The following is a 15,837-nucleotide window of genomic DNA, read 5'->3' as shown; positions in this document are numbered from 1 at the left end:
ACCGCCCCGCTCGCGACGGGCAGCACGTGGAACGCCGGCCCGAAACCGGTCACGCACGGCTCGGCCACCAGATCGTCCCCGGTCAGTCCGCACGCCTCCAGCAGCGGTTCCGCGTCCCAGGCGGCGGGCGCGCCGGCTCACCGCGCACGGCGAGCGTGGCCCGGTGGGCGCTCGCGCGCACCGCCATCAGCCGCCCGCCGCACTCCTGGACCAGCTCCCCCGCCCGCAGCCGGCCCAGGCGGACCAGGGTGGCGGCCGTGCCGACGGCGGAGTGCCCGCCGTACGGCGACTCCCGCTGCGGGGTGAAGATCCGGACCCGGTGGGTGGCACCGTCCCTGTCGGGGGGCAGGACGAACGCGGTCTCGGTGAGACCGACCTCGCGGGCGACGGCCTGCATGCCGGCGTCGTCGAGTGCGCTCGCGTCCGGGACGACCCCGAGCGCGCAGCCCTCGAACGGGGTGCCGGTGAACATGTCGACGATCTCGTAGTCGATCACGGCTGCTCCTCGCTGCGGCCGGTCAGCACGTCGCGCGCGATCCGCTCCAGCACCCGCATGCTGCCCCGGTAGGGGAAGGACGGCCGGGGCCAGTGCACGACGAAGTCGGTGATGCCGAGCTCGCCGAAGCGGCCGACGGCGTCGCGGTACGCCTCGACGGAGTCGAGGGTGCCGCCCACCATGGCACCGGTGAGCAGCAGTCGGCGCAAGGTGGAGGGGTCGCGTCCGGTCCGCTCGCACGCCTCGTCCAGGCGTGCCAGCTGCTCCTTGATCTCCGGCAGCGTCTCCTCGTACGGCCGGGCGTCGAAGTCGCCGGGCCGCCCCGCGGTGACCCACAGGTCGGCGTGGCGAGCCGCCAGCCGCATGCCGCGCGGTCCGGTCGCCGCGATGGCGAACGCACCCGGGGCGTGGCCAGGCAGCCCGGGTGCATGGGCACCTCCCGGACGTCGTAATGGGTGCCCGTGTACGTGGTGCTGGGCCGGGTCAGCAGCTCGTTGAGCAGCTCCACGAACTCGGCGAAACGGTCGGCACGTTGCCGCGGGGAGTAGGCGGTCGGGTCCACGACGCGGTCGTCGAGGCCGCCGGCCCCGGCTCCCAGCCCGCAGATGAAGCGGCCGCCGGCGATGTCCTCGAGCGTCATCACGTCCTTGGCCAGCGTCACCGGGTGCCGGTAGGTGGGGGTGGCCACCATGGTGCCCACGGTGAGGGTGGAGGTGGCCTCGGCCGCCGCCGCCAGGGTGGGCACGGCACCGAACCAGGGTTCGTCGCGCAGCCACCGCCACATCAGCTGGTCGTAGGTCCAGGCGTGGTCGAATCCGAACTCCTCGGCACGAACCCACTGTTCGCGGGCCCGTGACCAGCGCTGTTCGGGCAGGACGACGACTCCGTGCCGCACGGTCCGTCAGCTCCTCTCCTGTCGTGTTTCCGGGGGGCGCGGGCTCAGCGGGCGATGCTGCCGTGGAGCAACCGCTCGTCGAGCGCGGCGGCCAGGCCGTCGACGCGGGCGAGCACGGCGTCGAAGTCGCGTTCGCAGGCCCGGGCGTCCTCGCTGCGCAGTTCCTCGGGGAGCGCGGCGTCCTCGGGCTCGGTCAGTCCGGGGTACAGGCCGTTGACCGAGACGTCCAGGCGCACCGCGGTCAGCCGGCGCCGGAGCTGGTCGAGGATCTCGGCGGTCGGCACGTCGGCGCGCAGGGTGAGGAAGTAGTTGTCGTAGACCAGCGCCTGCAGCCGGGGGTCGTGGGGCCGGGCCGCCGGGACGGTGTCCTGGAGCAGGGACCTGCCGCCGGGTACGAGCTTCGCGGCGACACCCGAGTGCACCAGGTGGTAGAGGCGGACCTCGTCGGCCAGCCGTCCGCCCTCGGGGGTGTCGTGCCACGGTGTCTTCCTGCCGCGCAGCAGCCGGCGGACGGGGGCGAAGTCCGGTGCCCAGGTGCCGCTGAAGCCGCGGTGCTGCAGGAACATGCTGGGCCGGATGACGTCGCCGTAGACGTCCTTGGGGCAGGAGCTGGTGTAGAGCAGCATCGCCGTGTAGGCCCGGGTGAGTTCCGTCATGGCCTTCAACGAGGGGGCGGGGTCCGGCCGCTCGTGCGCCTGGTGCAGCGCGTGGCCGAGTAACTGCCAGACGGCGAAGGTCACCTGGTGCCCGGTGATCCAACGGAACCAGAAGAGCTGGTGGGCCAGTTCGGGGTGGCCGGGAGCCGGTCCGGTGCGCGGGCAGGGCGGCCCGGCCGAACCGGCGGCGGGCTCCGCGCACAGTACGTCCGGCACGTCGCCGCGGGCCGGTGCGGGGGGTCGGGCAGGGTCAGCGGCTCCAGGCCGTAGGGGAAGTCTCCGAAGGCCCAGCCCTCGGCCACCGGCAGTTCGGTGACGGTCCTGCACGGCCCGGCGCTCATGCGGCACCTCCCGGGACGTAGGTGAACTCGAACTCCAGGCCGTTGGGGTCGAACAGGTAGCAGCTGTGCACCCCGTCGGCGTCGACCACGATGTCCGTGGGCTGCTCGTCGGTCGCGAAGTGGTAGCGGCCCGAGCGGTACAGGTCCAGCCAGCGGTCGCGCCAGGCTCGCAGCTCCTCGGGGGATCCGGCGGCGAGGCAGACGTGCTGGAACTGGGCCTTGCTACCGCCGGGCAGCACCGGCTCGTGCCCGGTGCGTTCGAACAGGTGGAAGCGGACGTCGGCGACGCTGACCTCGGTGAGCCGGGTGATGCCCGGGAGCCTGCTGAGGGTGAGGTCCGAGAAGGTGGTGAGCGTCCACGTCTCGGCGCAGCCGAAGAAGTCCCTGTACCAGGCCAGGCAGTTGTCCAGGTCGCCGGTCTGGATGCCCAGGTGGTGCATCGCCGGCACCAGTTTCGCGGAGGGTGCCTCCAGTGTGGAAGCCGAGCTTTCTCGCATGGTGCGACACTCCTTGGGGGGATGGTTTATCGCAGGGTTCCGAAAAGAGAGGCTAGGGAGCGGCCAGGACCGCAGTCAATGCCGTACCCATGGAATTTCTGGATATCCTCGAAAAACGCCTCCAATTCACTGATCCGGAATTCAGGGCAGCCTCGACCAGGCCGCTGACCTGCTTATTCAACAGATCCTCGACAGCATTGCAGCCGAATTGCACTCTTGCCATCCACGATTTTCTCGTGAATCATGGTGGCCATGGAACAAGAGCGATGGAACAGTGTCGACGCCTATTTCAGCTCCCTTCTCGTGAAGGAGGACGAAGCACTCTCGAAAGCCGCCAGGGCCCATGAGCACTTCGATCTGCCGGACCTGGCCGTCAGTGCCCCGCAGGGCAAACTGCTGCATCTGCTGGCTCGCATCGGCCACGCGCGGCGCATCCTGGAGATCGGCACCTTCGGCGGCTACAGCAGCATCTGGCTGGCCCGCGCGCTGCCGCCGGACGGCCGTCTGGTCACCATCGAGTGGGAGCGGTCCTTCGCCGACGCGGCCGCGTCCCGCCTCGCCGAGGCGGGCGTCGCCCACCTCGTCGAACAGCACGTCGGCCGGGCGCTGGACATCCTGCCCGCCCTGGACCGGCCCGGTACCGCCCCCTTCGACATGGTGTTCGTGGACGCCAACAAGCCCGACATCCCCGAGTACTTCACCTGGGCGCTGAAGCTGTCCCGGCCGGGCGCGGTGGTCGTCGTCGACAACGTCGTCCTGGGCGGCGCGGTGACCGACCCGGACCACACGGACGCCGGTGTCCAGGGAGTGCGCCGGTTCCACGAGTTGCTGGCCGGCCGCACGGACGTCACCGCCACCTCGATCCAGACCGTCGGCACCAAGGGGTACGACGGCTTCACGCTGGTCCTGATCACCGGTTGAGCCAGGTGGAGCGGCCGGGGCGGGCGGTCCTCCCCCGCCCCGTGCCGCACCGTCCGGCTCGCCGGGCGGCCGGCGGGCGGCGCCGCTCAGTCGATGTCGGGCGGCACCAGGTCCGGGGCCGTCCAGCCGTCCAGGTCGTACTCCGCCATGCACTGTTCGGCGAACCCCTTGTACTGGTCGACGAGGCCGGAGGCCGTCTGGGCGTGCAGCAGTTCGATGCGGACGCTCTCGTGGTTGCCGGAGTAGTTCCGCTCGTACAGCTCGTGCCGTCCGGCGAACTCCGTGCCCACCGAGTCCCAGATGAGCTTCATGAGTTTGGCGCGCTCCACCGCCTCGTAGCCGCCCGAGCCCCGCATGAAGCGATCCAGGTGAGGCCGGAGTTCGGGTTCCTGGAAGTCCTTGGCGGACGAAGTGAGGTAGATCAGGCCGCTGCTGAGGTCCTGCATGATGATCTCCCGCACCCTCGGGTAGCCGACCGTCATGAACCACCGGTACGCCATGCCGTAGTCGAGGTTGGGCAGCAGGGCACCGTCGTGCCAGGGGTCCGGGTTGTGTGCCATCGCGTCGCTCAGCGCCCAGAACATGTTCCGCCAGGCGAGCACCTCGCCGACCCGGGTCTGGATGCCCCGGAAGTCCTTGGTGCCGGTCACCTCCAGGCCCTTGAGCAACAGGCCCGCGAGGAAGTCGAGTTTGACGGCCAGCCGGGTCACGCCGTGGAAGGTGAGCCGGTGGGTGAAACCGGACGTCTGCAAGAACGTGCCGGCCCGCGCGGTGTCCCCGTAGATGAGGACGTTCTCCCAGGGGATCTTGACCTTGTCCAGAATGAAGATGGTGTCGTTCTCGTCGAGCCGGCTGACAGCGGGTAGTCGAACGGGCTGCCCGTGCGGCTCGCGGCCAGCTCGTAGGACTGGCGGCAGACCAGCTTCACACCAGGTGCCCCCAGGGGCAGGGTGGCGACAAGGGCGAACTCCTTCTTCTTCACAGGCAGTCCGTAGTGCGCCACGAAGTTGAAGTGGGTGAGCGCCGACCCGGTCGCCACCACCTTGGCGCCGCTGACCACCAGGCCGTCGTCGCACTCCTTCTCGACGTGCACGAAGACGTCGTCGACCTCGTCCGCGGGCCGGTGCCGGTCGACCGGTGGGTTGATCACCGCGTGGTTCCAGAACAGCACCTGCTCCTGGGCGGTGGCGTACCACTGGCGGGCATTGTCCGCGAAGTCGCCGTAATACTCCGGGTTCGCGCCGAGGGTGACCAGGAAGCTGGCCTTGTAGTCGGGGCTGCGCCCCATCCAGCCGTAGGTCAGCCGGGCCCACTCGGCGATGGCGTCCCGGTCCCCCACCAGGTCCTGCACGCTGCGCGGAACCCGGTAGAACTTGTGGGTGAAGCCGTCGCTGCCGGTGTCGGTGGGCGCGGTGAGGGTGTCGTGGTGCTCGGGGTCGTGCAGGGCGTCGTACAGACGGGCCGTCATCCGGACGGTGTTGCGGAACGCCGGGTGCTTGGTGACGTCGTCGACCTTCTCGCCGTACGCCCAGATCTCGCGCCCGTCGCGAATGCTCTCGATGTACTCGTCCCCCGTCAGCGGCCGGGTGACCCGAGCACCGCCGACGGGCTCCCCGGCCGTGCCGGGTGCTGCGGACTGTCCGTTGTCAGCTGCCATGTCCCTGCTCCCGTATCTCGTGATCGGTGACGAACTGCTCCATGGCCGGTCCGGGGCCGTCCAGACAGAGCGACCACACCGCGGCGGACCCCTCCGGCTGCGGCTCCTCCGGCATCAGACGGGGGAAGAGACCGCAGTGGAACAGCAGCGGCCGGCCCCCGGCCGCGGTGAACTCCTCGACGCGGCCGACGTGCAGCGTGTGGTCGCCGCCGTCGTAGGTGCGCCACGGGTGGCACACCAGGTGACCGAGTGTGCCGTCCAGCCGGGGCCGGTCGCCGTCGCCGTCCACCCAGGGCACGGCGTGCGCCGAGGGGCGGCCCGCGAAGTGCAGCGCCAGGTCCTGCTGGTGCTCGCCGAGCAGGTTGACGACGAAGGAACCGTCGTCCAGCAGGGCCGCCAGGCGGGTGCGGCGGTCCAGGGCGACCAGGACAAGCGGCGGATCGAGCGACACGGAGGTGAAGGAGTTCACCGTCGCCCCGTGCAACAGGGTGCCGCGCCGGCAGGTCACGACCGTCACACCGGTCGCGAAGTGGCCGAGGGCGCGGCGCAATTCCCGCGGGTCGACGGCGGTGCCGGCCGTGGCGGGGGCGGTTCGGGTCGGGCTCACGCGTGCTCCTCCGCTCGATGGGACGTCAGGACGCCGGTGCGCTGCCCGGTCCGGCGGGCCCGGTCCACCAGTTCGCGCAGGAGGTCCGGACCGTCCTCGGTGAGCAGCGACTCGGCATGGAACTGGACGGTGGCCAGCCCCGGGCCGTCCAGCGCGACCACCTCTCCCCCGTCCTCGCGCCACACGCGGGCCGCGGCGTCCGGCCCGGGCAGCGTGCACCGGTCGGTGTCGCAGCGCGCGGTGAAGCTGTTGTAGAAGCCGACGTGCCGCTCGCGCCCCCACAGGCCGACCCGCATCCGCGCTCCCTGGCGGGGCCGTGCGAGCCGCACCAGGCGCAATCCCAGCACCCCGCAGACAGCCTGGTGGCCGAGGCACACCGCGGCCAGGGGCAGCCGCTGGGCGAGGCGCCGGGCGGCCAGCGAGCGTAACCGCGCCACCCGGGGGTCGGACACGTCCCGGGGGTCGCCGGGCCCCGGCCCCAGGAGCAGGACGGTGCCGGGGTCGTCAGCCACCTCGAGGGCGGACCACCAGGGGTGGAGGTCGACCCGGCAGCCCACCGCGCCGAGCTGCTGGGCGAGCATGCTGGTGAACCGGTCCTCCGCGTCGACCACCGCCACCCGCGGGCCGGGGCCGCGGGGCCTGGGCGGGGCGTGTCCGGTCGCCGAGCCAGAAGGCGGCGACGGCGTCGTTGCGGGCGCGCAGTGCCCCACGCACCGCCGGGTCCGCGTCCAGCGAGCCGGCCGGGCCCGCGGCAGCGGGGGCCGGGAGACGGGCGCGGTCGTCGCGGGTCAGCGCGGTGAGCAGTCCGGCGGCCTTCGCCGTGGTCTCCGCGACCTCCTCGGCGGGTACCGAGTCGCGCACCACGGTCGCACCGGTGGTCAGGCGTACGGCGCCGTCCGCGGTGATGTCGGCGGTGCGCAGCAGGATGACCGCGTCCAGGGCGCGCCGTCCGTCCTCCCGGCCGGCCAGGGCGAGCACGCCGCTGTAGTAACCCCGGCCCGCGGGTTCGTGCCGGGCGATGACCCGGCAGGCATTCTCCACCGGGCTGCCCGTCACCGTGGGCGCGGGCAGTGTGGCACGCAGGATGTCGGTCAGCGGCAGCGCGGACTCGCCGTGCAGGTGGTACTGGGTGTGGGCGAGGCGCGACATCCAGGCGAGCTCGGGCCCGCAGACCTTCACCCGGGGCCCGCACAGCTCGGTCATCATCTTCAGTTCCTCGTCCACGACCATGTAGAGCTCGTGGATCTCCTTGGGGTCGGCGAGGAACCGCAGCAGGCCGTCGCGGTCCGGGCCGCTGCCGGGCGGGTAGCGATAGGTGCCGCTGATGGGGTTCATCGACACCCGCGTGCCGGTCGCCCGCACGTGCTGTTCGGGGGAGCTGCCGATCAGGTACCGGTCGCCGGTGCAGACGAGGTACGTCCAGTAGGCGCCGCTCTCCGCGGTCAGCAGCCGCCGCAGGGCGGCCAGTGCCCGGGTGCGGTCGAAGTCGCGGATCCGGCCGTGCAGACTGCGGGCGAGGACGAAATTGGCGCCCTCGCCCCTCTGGATCTCCCGGCGGGTGAGCGCGTCGACGCCGGCCGCGTACCGGTCGTCGTCCAGGTCGAACCCTTCCTCCTCCACGTGCAGTTCCCGCTCCGGCAGGAGCGCCAGCAGCCGGTCCAGGGGGACGGTGTGCTGGGTGGTGATGTCCATGGCGAGCAGCGGGGTGCCGTCGTCGGGGGCCGCGAAGCCGCGTTCGGCGATCTGCCGGTGCGGCACCAGGGCGAGGACCCGGTGCGCGGGGCCCGGCCCGTCCAGCGGGGCGGCGGGCGCGTTCGGGCCGGGCGCGGTGTCCATGCGCAGGTCGGCCAGCGTGGCGGCGGTGCGGACGGGCCCGCTGACGACGTCCACGGTGTCGGGGTGTCCTGCGCCCGGACGGTGCAGGAGTGCGAACGGGGCGCCGGGTGCGGGCAACAGGGCGGCGAGGCCGTGGGCGCTGTGCGCGGGACCGTTCATGCGGCGGCCCCCAGGACGGCGGGCAGTCGCCAGTAGGCGGTCGCCGCGACGGCCTGCACCAGGTTCAGCCGGGGATCGCACAGGGTGCGGTAGGCCGGTCCTGGCGCGGGGGTGAAGCCGGCGCCGCTGCACTCGACGATGTCGTCCGGGGACGCCTCCAGATGCAGTCCGACGCTGCGGCCCCCTTCGGCGGAGACGATGTCGACGAACCGGCTGATCTCCGTCATGACGGCGGTGAGGCGACGCGTCTTCAGCCCGTGCACGGTGCGTTCCCCGTTGCCGTGCATCGGGTCGCACAGCCACAGCACCGGGTGGCCGGCCCGCCGCACCGCGCGTACCAGGGGGGCCAAGCCGTGGACGCGGGAGGCGCCGAACCGGGCGACCAGGGACAACCGTCCCGGTGAGCGCTCCGGGTCGAGCGCGGCGCACAGGGCGAGCACCTGCTCCACGGTCGTGGTCGGGCCGATCTTGCAGGCGACGGGGTTGTCCATGTGCGCCAGCAGCCGTACGTGGGCGCCGTCGGGCTGCCGGGTCCGTTCGCCGACCCACGGCCAGTGGGTGCTGGCGAGGTAGCTGCGGCCCGAGCGGTGCCGGCGCACCTGGGGCAGTTCGTAGTCGAGCAGCAGTGCCTCGTGGCTGGTCCACACCCGCGCGTCGGCGGGCGACCCCTCGCCGCGGCCGAGCCCGTCGAGGGAGGCGAGGGCCTGCCGGGCGGCCCGGTGGCAGCGGAGGATGCGGGCGGGGTCGGGGCGGCGCGCTGCGGGGTCGGGGTCGGGGGCGTTCACCAGCGCACCCCGGAAGACCGGCAGCCGGACGCCGTCGTGCTCCTCCTCCGGCTGGGAGCGGGGTTTGGCGTACTGTCCGGCGATCCGGCCCACCCGGACGACGGGCCGTCCGGCGCCGGTGCGCACGATGTCGCTGAGGACGTCCAGCATCTCGGCCTTGCGGGCCATCGCGGCCGGGTCGCACTCGGCGGGGTCCTCGGCGCAGTCACCGGCCTGCAGGACGCACAGTTCACCGTCGGCGGCGCGGGACAGCAGCCGGCGCAGGGCGAGCACGCTGTCGTAGGTCACCAGCGGTTCGGCGCGGGCCAGTTCGGCGTGGACTTGGGCGAGACGGCCGGGGTCGGGCCACTGTGGCTGCTGGGCGGCCGGCAGTGCCGCGACCACGGAGGGGATGAGGCTGTCGTATTCGGTATCGGGGCAGGAGCTCGTTGGCATGGCTTGCTCGTGCTTTCCGGTGTCCGGCGACCGCTGCGGCGATTGCCGTGCTGATGGATGGTCGGTAGGCGCCGGGTCGGCGCGCCGTGGGGAGGGCCCGGGACACAGGGGTCTCCTCAGTCGCCGGCCAGTTCTCCGGCGGAGCGGAAGTAGCGGATCATCCGCGCGATCGCCTGCTGGTCGATGGCGGGCCACGCCAGGTCGAGTTCGGTCAGCAGGCGGGTGGTGGCGGCGTTGCCGTAGGTGTTGTCACCGAGTTCCAGGGCGCCCTCGCGGAAGAGGGGCACGGCTGCCGCCAGGGCGTTGCCGCCGGGGCGTCGGGCGGACTCCTCCAGCCGGGCCAGCCAGGTGTCGGCCGGGACGATCTCGAGGTCGTGGCCGTCGGCGCGGAGGGCCGCGTGGACCGGGGTGAAGTCCGATCCGCTCGGGTGGAACACGTGCAGAGTGCGGTTGTGGGTGGCGGGGTGGCGGGCGAGGGCGACCACGGCGCGGGCGACGAAGTCGACGGGCAGCAGATCGGTGGTCAGGTCCTCGGCCGGCGGTGCCGAGCCGAGTTCGATGAAGCTCTTGATCTGCCGCCACAGGAAGTCGTCGCTCTGGCAGGCGCCGGTGACGCTGTCGCCCGAGATCCGCCCGATGCGGTGGATGGTGACGGGGACGCCGTGGGCACGGGCGGCGAGCGCCATGCGTTCGGCGACCCACTTGCTCTGGGTATAGCCGATGCCCAGCCTCTCGCACGCGTCGGGCACGTCGTCCTCGGTGAGGACCGCGCCGCCGGGCGACTCGCCCGGTGCGAACACGGCGATGGTGGACATGTACTGCAGGTGCTTGGGCCGGTCGGTGGCGGCGAAGCGCAGGACGTGGCGGAAGCCGTCCACGTTCGTCGGCTTCACCGAGGCGTACGGCAGCACGAAGTTGATGTGCGCGGCCGCGTGGTAGACGACGTCGACGGTGCCGGCCAGTGCGTCGTACTCCTCGGCGGGCAGGGCGAAACCGGGCCGGCCGAGGTCTCCGGGCACGGCGCGCACCCGGTCCCAGTCGATCTGCCCGTCCAGCAGGTAGCGGTCGGCGGTGGCCCGCAGCCGGGCCGTGCCGGCCCGTGCGTCGGCCGCCCGCACCAGGCAGTGCACCCGGCCGCCGGGCCGTGCGGTCAGTTCCCGCAGCAGGTAGGCGCCGAGGAAGCCGGTCGCACCGGTGAGCAGCACGTCGCCAGCCTGGGCGACGGGCACTGGGGTGCCGGTGACGGCGGGCAGGTCGTCGGTGAGTTCCGCGTCCGCCCGCAGCGTGGCGGGGGCGGTGGTGGGCGGCGCCGTGCCGGTGCCGAGCCGGGTGGCCATGCCCGCGACCGTGGGGTTCTCGAACAGGGCGCGCAGCGAGAGGTCCTGGTCGAACGCCCGGCGCAGCCGGTAGACCAGTTCGGTGGCGATGATGGAGTTGCCGCCGATGGCGAAGAAGTCCTCGTCCCGGCCCACCGCGGACACCTTCAGCACATCCCCCCACTCGGTGGCGATCCGTTGTTCGAGCCCGGGCCGGGGCGGTTGTGCGGGTTCGGGGGGTGCGGTGCGCGCCTCGGTCGCCCGTGCCGCGGCCAGGCCGGCGACGGCCCGGCGGTCGATCTTCCCGCTCGGGGTGGTCGGCATGCGCTCCACCGGGACGACCAGTGCGGGCACCATGTAGTCGGGCAGCGTGCCGGACACCGCGCGGCGCAACTCGGCGGTCTGCCAGGTCCGCGCGGACTCCAGGACCGCGACGAGGCGGCGGTCGCCGGGAGCGAGGTCCACGGCGGTGACCGCGGCGGAGGCGACACCGTCCAGGTCGTCGAGCGCGGCCTCGATCTCGGCAGGCTCGATCCGGTAGCCGCGGATCTTGATCTGGTCATCGGTCCGGCCGAGGTACTCAAGATCCCCGTCGCCGTTCCAGCGCACCAGGTCCCCGGTGCGGTACAGCCGTTCGCCGGGACCGCCGAAGGGGTCCGGCAGGAAGCGGCGGGCCGTCTCCTCGGGCCGGTTGCGGTACCCGGGGGACAGCACGGGCCCGCCGATGTACAGCTCGCCCGGGACGCCGGGGGGTACGAGACACAGGTGGGCGTCGAGGACCAGCAGCCGTACACCGTCCACCGGGCGGCCGATCGGCGGGGTGTCGGGCCAGGTGGCGGGCGCGCCGGTGAGGGGGTGCCAGCTGGCCAGGTGGGTTTCCGAGGGGCCGTACATGTTCACCAGCCGGAGCGCCGGGTGGCGGGCGGCGAACTGCCTGATCTGCGGGGAGACGACGAGGGCCTCGCCCACGGAGGTGACCTCGCGCAGGTCGTCCAGGCGCAGACCGGCGTCGGTGATCAGCGAGGCCAGCTGCTGGAGCGCGATGTAGGGCAGGTAGACGCGGTTGACGCGGTGCCGCGCGAGGAAGCCGGCCAGGGCGTGCAGGTCCTTGCGCAGCTCCTCGGGGACGAGCACGAGGGTGCCGCCGACGCACAGGGTGCCGAGGATCTCCATGACGGAGACGTCGAACGACAGCGACATGTACTGCAGCGTCCGCCCGGTCGCCCCGCACGGGGAGCAGCGGTGCTGGGCGCGCACGAGGTTGGCCACGGTCCGGTCGGCGATGACGACACCCTTGGGCAGGCCGGTGGAGCCCGAGGTGTGCACGACGTAGATCTCGTCGTCGGGTGTCTTGGTGCGGCCGAGTCCGATGGCGGGTGCCGCGGCGATCCGCTCGGTGTTGCGGTCGAGGAGGAAAAGCTCCTCACCGGGCGGGAGTTCACCGGCCAGCGTGCTGTCCGTGACGGTCACCAGGACATCGGCGTCACGCAGGGTGTGGCTGAGCCGCGAGCGGGGGTAGGACGGGTCGAGCGGGACGTACGCCGCTCCGGTCTTCAGGACGGCCAACAGGGCGACGACCATGTCGCGGGAGCGCGGCAGGCAGATGCCGAGCCGGGTGCCGGGCGCCGCGCCACAGGCGCGCAGGACGTGGGCGAGCCGGTTGGCGCGCTCGTCGAGTTCCCGGTAGGTCACGGCGGTGTCGTCGTCCTCCAGCGCCACGGCGTCGGGGGTCGCCCGGACCTGGGCCTCGAAGAGCTCCATGACGGGGGCGTCGTGCGCGGCGTGCGCGGTCAGGTCCCCGCGGGCGAGCACGGCACTGCGCTCTTCGGCGCCGAGCGCCTCCAGTTCGTGCAGCGCCGCGTCGGGGTGCCGGACGAACTGCTCCATCATGTGCCGCAGTCGGCCGCCCATGGCCCGTACGGTCGCTTCGTCGAAGAGGTCCGCGTCGTACTCGATCAGGCAGTGCAGGCCGTCGGGTGCACGCTCGAAGACCAGGGACAGGTCGTACTTGGAGCCGTGCGCGGCGCCGCGCTCGACGCGCAGTTCGGTGCCGCCGTGGTGGATCCCGGAGCCGTTCTGGGTGAGCACGAGCATGGTCTGCACGAGTGGCGTGTAGCCGTTGCTGCGCGGCGGCTGGAGGCGCTCGACCACCTTCTCGAAGGGGGCCCACTTGTGCCGCAGCGCGTCGCCGACCTCCTGGCGTGCCTGGCTGAGCACGTCCCGGACGGTCATCCGGTCGTCGATCTCCTGCGCCAGTACGACCAGGTTGACGAAGTAGCCGATCAGGTCGTCGGTGGCCGGGTCGTCGCGGAGCGAGACAGGGCTGCCGATCAGTACACGCCGCTGGCGCGTGTGCCGGGAGAGGAACACCGCGTAGGCGGCGACGAGGGCCATGAACAGGGTGACGCCCTCGTCCCGGGCGAGCGCCTCGAAGTCGTCCGCCAGGGAGGCCGGCAGGTGCAGTGCGAGGGTGCCGCCGCGGTGCCGCTGCACCGGGGGGCGGGGCCGGTCGGTAGGCAGGTCGAGCACCGGGAGCTCCCCGGCGAGCCGGTCGGCGAAGTGGTCGAGGGAGCGGGTCAGGACCTCGTCGGTGAGCCGGTCGCGGTACCACTGGCTGAAGTCCGCGTAGGTGGGCCGCAGCGAGTCGGCCTCGACCGGCAGGCCGCGGCCGATGCGGTCGTAGGCGTCGAGGAGTTCCCGCACGAAGATGCCGGCGGAGGCCGCGTCGGAGGCGATGTGGTGGATGTTGCAGATCACGGCCGACTGCTCCGCGGGCCCCAGGGCGCACGTCACGGCGACGACAGGTCCGCATGCCAGGTCGAGGCGGAGGTTGGCCACGCGGTGCACCAGGGCGTCGAGTTCCTTGTCGTCGCCGTACCGGGCGACGTCGAAGAGGACCGCGTCGTCGTCCTGCGAGACGTTCTGCCGGAGCGTGCCGCCGTCCAGGGTGTAGGTGGTGCGCAGGACGTCCTGGCGGCGCAGTACCCCGCGCACCGCCGCGTGCAGGCGTTCGGGGTCGGCCGGGAACGGCAGCCGGACGAAGAACGGGCCGTTGTAGGCGGCCGGGTTGGGCAGGTACTGGTCGATCAGCCAGATGCCGCTCTGGCCGTACGACGCCTCCACGGCCCGCCCGTCGCGTGGGGCGAGACCGGCGCGCAGTTCCGGTTCCCGGGGCGCTCCGCGCCGGTCGGCCAGGCGTCCGGCCACGTCGGCGACGGTGGCGCCGGCCGCCAGGTCGGCACCGGTCACCTCGACGGCGAACACCGCCGTCAGCGTGGCGGCGAGGCCGTCGAGCACCTCCGGGCGGTCGCACGGGTCGGCGAGTGGTTCCTGCGCGGTGAGGTCGGCGCTGCCGAGAGCGGTCCGGGCAAGGTCGAGTACAGCGGTTTCGAGGGGGGAGTTCACCGGTCGTTGTCCTCTGCAGAGATCCACCGGCCGTCAGCGGCGGGGCGCCGTACGGCCGCAGCCGGACGATGCCTACTGGATCCGGGCGGGCTTGCCTCCGGTGTCCCGCGCCTGCTCCACGAAGCGTGCCAACTGCTCCACGGTGCCGTGCCGGAAGACGTCCTCGGTGCTGACCTCGACGCCGAATATCTTCTGCAGCCGGGAGGCGAGCTGGACGAAGTGCAGCGAGTTCCCGCCGTGGCCGAGGAAGGAGTCGGTGGTGGTGAAGTCCTCGGCGCCGGAGATGTCCTTCCATGCCTGGAGCACGACGGTCTCGAGCGGGTTCTGCATGGCTGTGTCACCTTTCTTCGGCTTGTCCGGAGTCGCCGAGGGGTCCTTGAGGGCGGACCGGTCGACTTTTCCGTTGGCGTTCCTCGGCAGGTCGCCGAGGTGGTGGAAAGAGGAGGGGACCATGTAGGACGGCAGTTGGTCGCCCAGTCGGCGTGCCAGGTCGGCGCCGTCGAGCGGCCGTCCGTCGGAGGTGGTGTAGAAGGCGGTCAGGGACTTGTCGCCGGCGTCCTCGGGGAACGCCTTGACCACGGCGTCGTGGACCCCGTCCAGCGCGCGCAGAGCGAGGGTGACCGCGGTGAGTTCGACGCGGTAGCCGCGGATCTTCACCATGCTGTCGGCGCGGCCGATGAGGACGACGTCCCCGTCCCCGGTGGTGCGGGCCAGGTCGCCGGTCAGGTAGCGGGGCCGTCCGTCCGGCCCGGTCACGAACTTGCGGGCGGTGAGTCCGGGCTCGTCCAGGTAACCCTGGGCGAGGCCGAGGCCGCCGACGGCCAACTGGCCGGGAGCGCCGGGCGGGCAGGGTCGCAGTGCGTCGTCCAGGACCTCCAGGGTGACCCCGGGCAGCGGGCGCCCCACCGGTACGCGTTCCTCGCGGGTGACGTCGTCGGCGCTGCGGACGGGGTAGAGGGCGGTGATGGAGGAGTTCTCGGTGCAGCCGTAGCCGTTGTAGATGACGGCGCCGGTCGCGCGTGCCGCGCGGGCGAGGTGCTGCGGCGACGGGAAGTCACCGCTGAGCAAGATCAGCCGCACGCCGCCCAGGCACTCCGGCTCCTCGTCCACCAGCAGGTTGAACAGACCGCAGGGCAGCGAGAGGGCGGTGACGCCGTGCCGGACGATCGCGTCCTTGAGGGCGGGCAGGCTGGGCAGCCCGTGCGGCATCACGACGAGGCGTGCGCCGTGCAGGAAAGCGAGCCAGATCTCGATGGTGGACGCGGCGAAGGAGAACGCCGCGGACTGGACCAGGCAGTCCCCCGGTCCCATCCGCAGGTCACCGCTGTACGGGCCGAGCCGTGCCAGCCCGCGGTGGGCGATGCACACGCCCTTGGGCCTGCCGGTGGACCCGGAGGTGAACATCAGGAAGGCGGCGCCCTCCGGATCGGACACGGGCGGCAGCGGGATGTCGTCCTGCGGCTCCGCGGTCGCGGTCAGCTCGTCGGCCCGCACCCACAGCGGTGCCCCGGCGATGCGGGCCGCCCCTCCGGGCGCTTCCGTGTCGTGCACGACGGCGGTGGGCGCGGATTCGGCCAGCACCCGGTCGACGAACGGCGCGGGGTGGTCCGGGTTGACCGGCACCACGCAGGCGCCCGCCTTGAGGATGCCGAGCATGACCGCGTACAGGTCGGGTGACCGGCGCAGGTACACGCCGACCCGGTCACCGGGCGCCACCTTCCGGGCGATCAGTGAGCGGGCCACGCGCTCGGCCCGCTCGTTCAGTTCGCGGTACGTCAGGGTCCGCGTGCCGGAGACGAGGGCGACCTCGTCTCCGGCGGTCCGCACGACC

Annotated in this window: 11 protein-coding genes and 2 pseudogenes; 1 reads left to right on the top strand and 12 read right to left on the bottom strand. The window is 72.5% G+C overall.

Annotated features, from left to right (window positions below; all coding sequences use genetic code 11):
* Positions 1 to 82 precede the first annotated feature (82 nt).
* The 5 genes and pseudogenes from BM536_RS07650 to BM536_RS07635 all read right to left on the bottom strand — a co-directional run bounded on the left by BM536_RS07650 (position 83) and on the right by BM536_RS07635 (position 2,885).
* On the bottom strand, positions 83 to 496 hold the full coding sequence (locus BM536_RS07650; RefSeq protein ID WP_079274865.1) for a PhzF family phenazine biosynthesis protein: 414 nt from the start codon (positions 494 to 496) through the stop codon (positions 83 to 85).
* On the bottom strand, positions 493 to 861 hold the full coding sequence (locus BM536_RS44295) for a hypothetical protein (RefSeq protein ID WP_342748788.1): 369 nt from the start codon (positions 859 to 861) through the stop codon (positions 493 to 495). The genes BM536_RS07650 and BM536_RS44295 overlap by 4 nt, the downstream gene beginning before the upstream one ends.
* 113 nt (positions 862 to 974) lie before the next feature.
* Positions 975 to 1,391 (bottom strand): annotated as a pseudogene (locus BM536_RS44290) (LLM class flavin-dependent oxidoreductase); the annotation flags it as partial.
* 44 nt (positions 1,392 to 1,435) lie between these two features.
* The gene (locus tag BM536_RS07640) at positions 1,436 to 2,263 is read right to left on the bottom strand and encodes a hypothetical protein (protein ID WP_073490961.1); all 828 of its coding nucleotides are present in this window, start codon (positions 2,261 to 2,263) and stop codon (positions 1,436 to 1,438) included.
* Between the two features lie 121 nt (positions 2,264 to 2,384).
* On the bottom strand, positions 2,385 to 2,885 hold the full coding sequence (locus tag BM536_RS07635; protein WP_094102722.1) for a VOC family protein: 501 nt from the start codon (positions 2,883 to 2,885) through the stop codon (positions 2,385 to 2,387).
* A 252-nt stretch (positions 2,886 to 3,137) separates the two neighbouring features.
* Here BM536_RS07635 and BM536_RS07630 point away from each other — a divergent pair, with 252 nt between their 5' ends.
* On the top strand, positions 3,138 to 3,806 hold the full coding sequence (locus BM536_RS07630) for an O-methyltransferase (RefSeq protein WP_073490993.1): 669 nt from the start codon (positions 3,138 to 3,140) through the stop codon (positions 3,804 to 3,806).
* An 86-nt stretch (positions 3,807 to 3,892) separates the two neighbouring features.
* Here BM536_RS07630 and BM536_RS07625 read toward each other — a convergent pair.
* The 7 genes and pseudogenes from BM536_RS07625 to BM536_RS07600 all read right to left on the bottom strand — a co-directional run bounded on the left by BM536_RS07625 (position 3,893) and on the right by BM536_RS07600 (position 15,833).
* Positions 3,893 to 5,463, bottom strand: a pseudogene (locus BM536_RS07625) (4-hydroxyphenylacetate 3-hydroxylase N-terminal domain-containing protein).
* Positions 5,453 to 6,070: a flavin reductase family protein gene (locus BM536_RS07620; protein ID WP_073490959.1), complete on the bottom strand. Its 618-nt coding sequence runs from the start codon at positions 6,068 to 6,070 to the stop codon at positions 5,453 to 5,455. Before BM536_RS07620 ends, BM536_RS07625 begins: the two are co-directional and overlap by 11 nt.
* The gene (locus BM536_RS44285) at positions 6,067 to 6,651 is read right to left on the bottom strand and encodes an aminodeoxychorismate/anthranilate synthase component II (RefSeq protein WP_342748787.1); all 585 of its coding nucleotides are present in this window, start codon (positions 6,649 to 6,651) and stop codon (positions 6,067 to 6,069) included. Before BM536_RS44285 ends, BM536_RS07620 begins: the two co-directional genes overlap by 4 nt.
* Entirely contained in the window at positions 6,575 to 8,065 is a 1,491-nt protein-coding gene (locus tag BM536_RS07615) for a chorismate-binding protein (protein WP_342748786.1), read from the bottom strand. Before BM536_RS07615 ends, BM536_RS44285 begins: the two co-directional genes overlap by 77 nt.
* On the bottom strand, positions 8,062 to 9,285 hold the full coding sequence (locus BM536_RS07610) for a 3-deoxy-7-phosphoheptulonate synthase (RefSeq protein ID WP_094102720.1): 1,224 nt from the start codon (positions 9,283 to 9,285) through the stop codon (positions 8,062 to 8,064). Before BM536_RS07610 ends, BM536_RS07615 begins: the two co-directional genes overlap by 4 nt.
* A gap of 116 nt (positions 9,286 to 9,401) precedes the next feature.
* Positions 9,402 to 14,006 carry a non-ribosomal peptide synthetase family protein gene (locus BM536_RS07605; RefSeq protein ID WP_158086509.1) on the bottom strand — a complete coding sequence of 1,535 codons (4,605 nt, stop codon included), beginning with the start codon at positions 14,004 to 14,006 and terminating at the stop codon, positions 9,402 to 9,404.
* A 72-nt stretch (positions 14,007 to 14,078) separates the two neighbouring features.
* Positions 14,079 to 15,833, bottom strand: coding sequence for a non-ribosomal peptide synthetase (locus BM536_RS07600; protein WP_158086508.1), 1,755 nt, complete (start codon positions 15,831 to 15,833; stop codon positions 14,079 to 14,081).
* Between the last annotated feature and the right edge of the window lie 4 nt (positions 15,834 to 15,837).

The sequence above is a fragment of the Streptomyces phaeoluteigriseus genome (assembly GCF_001896135.2).
Classification (GTDB): domain Bacteria; phylum Actinomycetota; class Actinomycetes; order Streptomycetales; family Streptomycetaceae; genus Streptomyces; species Streptomyces phaeoluteigriseus.
The sequence above is the reverse complement of the archived record's forward strand: the minus strand, read 5'-3'. Positions and strand labels throughout refer to the sequence as shown.

Coding starts and splice junctions, on each gene's coding strand:
- BM536_RS44295 (WP_342748788.1), bottom strand. CDS start 861: ATGCGGCTGGCGGCTCGCCACGCCGACCTGTGGGTCACCGCGGGGCGG.
- BM536_RS44285 (WP_342748787.1), bottom strand. CDS start 6,651: ATGCTCGCCCAGCAGCTCGGCGCGGTGGGCTGCCGGGTCGACCTCCAC.
- BM536_RS07635 (WP_094102722.1), bottom strand. CDS start 2,885: ATGCGAGAAAGCTCGGCTTCCACACTGGAGGCACCCTCCGCGAAACTG.
- BM536_RS07630 (WP_073490993.1), top strand. CDS start 3,138: ATGGAACAAGAGCGATGGAACAGTGTCGACGCCTATTTCAGCTCCCTT.
- BM536_RS07610 (WP_094102720.1), bottom strand. CDS start 9,285: ATGCCAACGAGCTCCTGCCCCGATACCGAATACGACAGCCTCATCCCC.
- BM536_RS07615 (WP_342748786.1), bottom strand. CDS start 8,065: ATGAACGGTCCCGCGCACAGCGCCCACGGCCTCGCCGCCCTGTTGCCC.